The organism is Methanobrevibacter sp. (assembly GCF_045636185.1).
Taxonomy (GTDB): Archaea; Methanobacteriota; Methanobacteria; order Methanobacteriales; family Methanobacteriaceae; genus Methanocatella.
In genome coordinates, this window is record NZ_JAZTXC010000148.1 from 1 (window position 1) to 5815 (window position 5815).

Annotated in this window: 2 protein-coding genes and 1 pseudogene; 2 read left to right on the forward strand and 1 reads right to left on the reverse strand. The window is 33.6% G+C overall.

All coding sequences use genetic code 11. The features are described 5' to 3' along the window. Positions 1-262 precede the first annotated feature (262 nt). Positions 263-601, reverse strand: a pseudogene (locus ACKI3Q_RS08300) (hypothetical protein); the annotation flags it as partial. Positions 602-1388: 787 nt separating this feature from the next. Between ACKI3Q_RS08300 and ACKI3Q_RS08305 the strand changes: the two are divergent. Beyond that, the gene (locus ACKI3Q_RS08305) at positions 1389-1814 is read left to right on the forward strand and encodes a hypothetical protein (RefSeq protein WP_407416087.1); all 426 of its coding nucleotides are present in this window, start codon (positions 1389-1391) and stop codon (positions 1812-1814) included. A 343-nt stretch (positions 1815-2157) separates the two neighbouring features. Then, positions 2158-5815 (forward strand): right-handed parallel beta-helix repeat-containing protein (locus ACKI3Q_RS08310; RefSeq protein WP_407416089.1); only part of this gene is annotated, 3658 nt, incomplete at its 3' end.

Sequence of the window (5815 nt, forward strand, 5' to 3'; positions counted from 1 at the left end):
GGACTTTTTTGTTGCACAGTCTGGAAATCTATTGTAAAATAAACACATCAAGAACACAAAGGTGAGAAGATCATGAAAAAGCTTTGGATTATTGGATTTATTTTTGCGCTGCTTTTATGCGGCTGCGTCGAGAATGATACTCAATCAACCACACTGCCAGGATCCACCGTCTGCAGCATTCATACAGACGTGAAGGGCGACGGCATTTGCGATGAATGTCAGATCTCTGTCATTGTGTCCTTCGACATCTACGCCATCAACGATCTTCAATTACAGAATTGGTTGGAATATATACGTTAGACTGAATGCTGACATCATTTCCAATAATCACATCCCCTTCAATAACTGTATTGGTTCCAATCAATACGTCATCACCTATATTGGTATTTTCTCTGATTACGACATTATGGCCTGTTCTGAAATTATCTCCGATGACTACATCGTTGTAGATAATAGAGTTTGAGCGGATAGTGTAGTTACTACCAATGACTGGAGGTTTTGAATTTGAAGCGTATTCGACACCGAATTGAATGTTTTGATCAGCGGGGAATTTTAATTCTGGTTTTGATAAATCTGGTTTGAGGGATTCCCTTTCAATCATAGGTTTTTCATAGACAATGTCAGTTGGTTCTTCTCTTTGGGGCTGTCCGTAGAATTTATCTTCAGAATACATCGGTTTTTGTTGATAGAATTGTTTTGGAGGTTGAGAATACATTCTGTCATCTCCTGACATCTGAACTATGCGATGCTGTTTTTCTTCACGGATATAATAAGGATTGTCCTTGAACTGTTCATAAGGTTTTTCCCTGTTTTTTGACTGCCCATCACCAAGAGTATGTGAAAATCTAACCATATTATCAAACCTTTATAATTTTTAATGATTTAATGTATGTTTTTAAATAGTATATATATTAGATGGTTAATTTATTGAACACTGATGAAAACCATTCAATTGCCTAAAATTTAGGAATATACATATTGTAATATGGTCCTAACAATTAATGAAAAGGTATTGTTTAATTAAATAGCATGAATTTTAAACAATGAAAAATTATATTGATTTTTGATAAACTTGAATAGTCAAATATCAAAAATTTATTACAATACATGATTATGCAAAAGAAATTTTAACGCTTAAAACTAATATTTTGCCAAATAATTACATAATAAGATTTAATTTTGAAAATAACTCTTTTATATTTCATTTTTTAGCATTTAAAGATGCAAGTAAGTACTTACATTCGAAAAGCTTTATATACTGCCTTTTTCATATATTTAACTGTACTGTAAAGAGCCAAACGTGAAAAAAAAACAATTACTCTTTGACAGCGCCTAAATAATTATTCATAATTCAATATTTATCAAAAATAATCAAAGGAGAGATTAACATGGAATTAAACAAAAATGTACTCGCAATTTTAGCAATATTCTTACTTATAGTTACTGCAGGAGTAGTAAGTGCAGCAAATAACGCCAGCGTACTTTCAAACGGTGCTGGAAATGTTATTAACACAGATGGAAACACTGCCGTTAAGGTAAATGATGTAATTGATGTCAATGCAACCGTAACCAACACCACAGATACAAAAGTTGTAGATAATGTGACTAACACAACTGGCAATATTGTTGGAAACACAACAGGAAATATCACAGACAATGCTACCGGCAATGTTACCCACAACGTAACCAACACAACAGTTAACGCAACTACCCCTATAAACACATTACAAAAATTAGTTACCGGTAACCCATTCTTAGCTTTTTTAGTAGTATCTGCTGTTTTAGGTGGTTACACAATTATTAGAAGAGACTAGGTACAATCAATACCTACAACCTCTTTTTTACCTTTTATTATATTCAAACCTGAAATTCAACCAATAAATTTATTTTAGTTTTTATTAAATTAATTAACTTATTTTTCATATTTTTCACATGTTAAAAAATATATAGTTAATAAATTTGAAATTATTTCACCCGCAGAGATTTTACAGTTTATAGGTCCTTTATTCTTCAAATCAGTTATCTATTTATATATTCATTGATAGATTTTTAAGTAAGAATTGAATATTTTAAACCAGAAAAACATTCTTATAGGTTGTTTGTTTAGAATAAAATAAAATTCTTAAAAAATACATATCATGATAGGAGAAGGATATTTTGAAATACAGCAAAAACATTATTATAATAATGCTTGCTATTTTTCTATTTGCAATTGCAACTGTAAGTGCAAGTGATGTGGATAACGGCTCATTGGTCAGTGAAGATACAGATCAAATGGAATTATCTGCAGGCAATGAAATAATCAACGATAATCTACAGACAAACGAACCAAATATCCAACTAGTTCAATCAGACAATGGTGAAAGTCTGAGTGCAAAAAATGAATTAGACATATTAGGTGATGATGAAAGAACTTATACTGACTTAAAAAATGAGATTGGTAATGGTGGAAATATAAACTTAACAAAAAGTTATTATCTTTATAATCCTACAAGTGAAGCAGGAACAACTACTATTGAAATTACAACTTCAGGAGTTATTGACGGTAAAGGTGCAGTCATTGATATGACTGGTTCAACTATCCAAGCATTTTATGTAACTGCTTCCGGCGTAACTATTAAAAATCTAACAATAAAAAACGCTAATTATAATGGTAATGGAGGAGGTATTTACTTCAGTGAATCTGGTACTGTTGAAAATTGTAATTTCACTGATAACCATGCAGAATATGGTGGTGCTATCTACATGGATTCAGGTACTGTGACAAATTGTAATTTTACTGATAACTCTGCTAGTTATGGTGGTGCTATCTACATAGGTTCTGGTACTGTGACAAATTGTAATTTTACTGATAACTCTGCTAGTTATGGTAGTGCAGTTTTATTCTGGAATGAGGGTACTGTGTCAAATTGTAATTTTACTGATAACTCTGCAACCTCTGATGGCGGTGCTGTTTTCCTCAGAAATAAAGTTACTGTTAAAAATTGTAATTTTACTAACAACTCTGCTTCTGGAGATGGTGGCGCAGTTTACCTCCTGAATAATGGTGAAGTGACAAATTGTAATTTTACTAACAACTCTGCAACTGGCGAATATAGTTGGGGCGGTGCAATCTACATGGGTTCTGGTAGTGTTGAAAATTGTAATTTTGCTGATAACTCCGCATCTGAAGGTGGTGCTATTTCAAGCATGCAATCCGTTACTGCAGACACATGTATTTTCAAAACAAATTCTGATACAACTTTAAATACATATAATCTTCCACCTACATTGAATGTTGATAATTTTACAACATTTTATGGCTCAGGTGATAAATTAACTTTTGACTTAAAAACAAACATCAATAGCGTTCCTATAACTAATGGAAATATCTCAATTAGTGTTTACTTTAAAAACAATAATAGTGGGGTTGGTAATTACAGTTGTTTAAGCGGTGATGGATGGATTCCAGATTTGTCCGTCGGTTCTTATTATGTTATTTTTGATACTGAATATGCAGAATTCCGACCGATTAACAGAACAATAAAAATAATACCAAACATACCATATTATGCAAATGTAACTTCACTTACACACAATAACAGAACCGTGAATATCACTGCAGAATCCAATATTCCAAATGATATTTTGGAAGGTAAATTACTATTTTTATTACCAAATGGTGATGAAATTGAGGCTAATTATTCTTCTAACGGAACCTGGTGGGCAGAATATACATTTGATGATTATGGTGTTTATCTGGTCAATGCATCATATGAAGAATTAGACAATGTAACTGTCAATGAAGGAACTATAACAGTTACTCCTGAGCATACATTTTGCTTTTTGAATTATACAATCAATGGAAATGACAATTCTGTAATCTGGTTATCCAATGATTTTTATTTTGACCCTAATTATGATGTTGCTTTTGTAGATGGTATTGTGATTGACCGACCTGTTACAATCAACGGTAACGGCTACACAATTGATGCTAAAAGTCAAGCACGTATCTTTCAAGTTAATTGTAATGATGTGGTTTTAGAAAACATTACTTTTATAAATGGTAACACTACTGGTAGTGGTAGTGCGGTTTACTTTAGTGAATCAGGCAGGATTATAAATTGTAATTTCACTGATAACTATGCTTCTATTGAGGGTGGTGCAGTTTATATTGAAGATAATGGTGAAGTGACAAATTGTAATTTCACTAACAACTCTGCTTTTGGAGATGGTGGTGCTATCAACATGGATTCAGGTACTGTGTCAAATTGTAATTTCACTGATAACTCTGCAACCTCTGAGGGTGGTGCTATCTGGATGTATTATGGTAGTGTTGAAAATTGTAATTTTACTAACAACACTGCTCCTAATTATGGTGGTGCTATTAAATTCAATGGTGAAGGTACTGTGACAAATTGTAATTTCACTGATAACTCTGCTTATGACGGTGGTGCTATCTGGATGTATTCTGGTAGTGTTGAAAATTGTAATTTTACTAACAACACTGCTTCTCGTGATGGGGGTGCAGTTTACTCTGATAATTATGGTGAAGTGACAAATTGTAATTTTATTGGTAACAATGCAACCCAATGGGGTGGTGCTATCTGGTTCAGTTCTTCAGGTAATATTCATGAAGTAAAAAATTGTAATTTTACTAACAACTCTGCATCATCTCAAGGTGGTGCAATTAAGTTTAGTGGTATTGGTACTGTGACAAATTGTAAATTTACTAACAACACTGCTTCTGAAGATGGTGGTGCTATCTGGATGTCTTTTGGTAGTGTTAAAAATTGTAATTTCACTGGCAATAATGCAACTAATGGTTCTGCTATCTACTTCTTTAGTACAGCAGCCACTAAAACCGTTTCCAATTCTCTTTTCTTAAACAATAGGGCGAATGCGGAAGAGTTACAAGTAACTAAAAATGATAATAACATTACAATTACTTTCACAGGTAACGACAACCTTTTAAACGCAATCTATTCCAGAAATGATGCTGAAGTTACTTTTACCAATGTGACTTATTGGAGTGCAACTGGAATCACAAACACAGGCAGTTCTGAAACCAAACCATCAAGATCCAATAAGGAAGCAGGTCAAAACATCACTGTTATAGGTGTTGTTAATGGCAATTTTATAAATATAACTAAAGTCACTGATGAAAATGGGGAGATTATTTTAGATGAACCTGGGGAATATGAAGTTGTTGTTCGCCATGATGAGGATTCATACTACACTAGAGCTGAAATTAACTTAACTGCTGAAATAGTTCCTCTTAAATCAGATTCTGTTTTGTCTGCTGATGATTTGGTAATGGCTTATAGGGATGGTTCTGCCTGGGCCGTTAGCTTGACTGATGCCGATGGCAATCCTATTGCAGATGCCATTGTTAAAGTGGGCATTTTAGGTAAGGTTTACAATCGTGTGACTGATGCTGATGGTGTTGCAAGCTTGCCTATCAATCTGATTTCAGGCACATATGCAATTAATGCTACATTCGAAGGTGATGATGATTATGAAGCTTCATTTGTTAATGCTACCGTAACTGTTAATAAAGCTGCTGCTGTTTTGACCGGCTATGACTTGGAGATGACTTATAAGGATGGTAGTTCCTGGATTGTTGCTTTGAGTGATGCTGACGGTAATGCTATTACTGGCGTTAGAGTTGCAATCGGTGTTGCAGGTAAAGTCTACAATATCAAGACTGATGATGACGGTAATGCCGTATTGCCTATTAACTTACATTCCAGAACTTACACAGTTAACGCAAGCTTCACCGACAGCAGATACGAAGCAGAATTGATTACTGCAACTATTGTTGTTAATAAGGCTC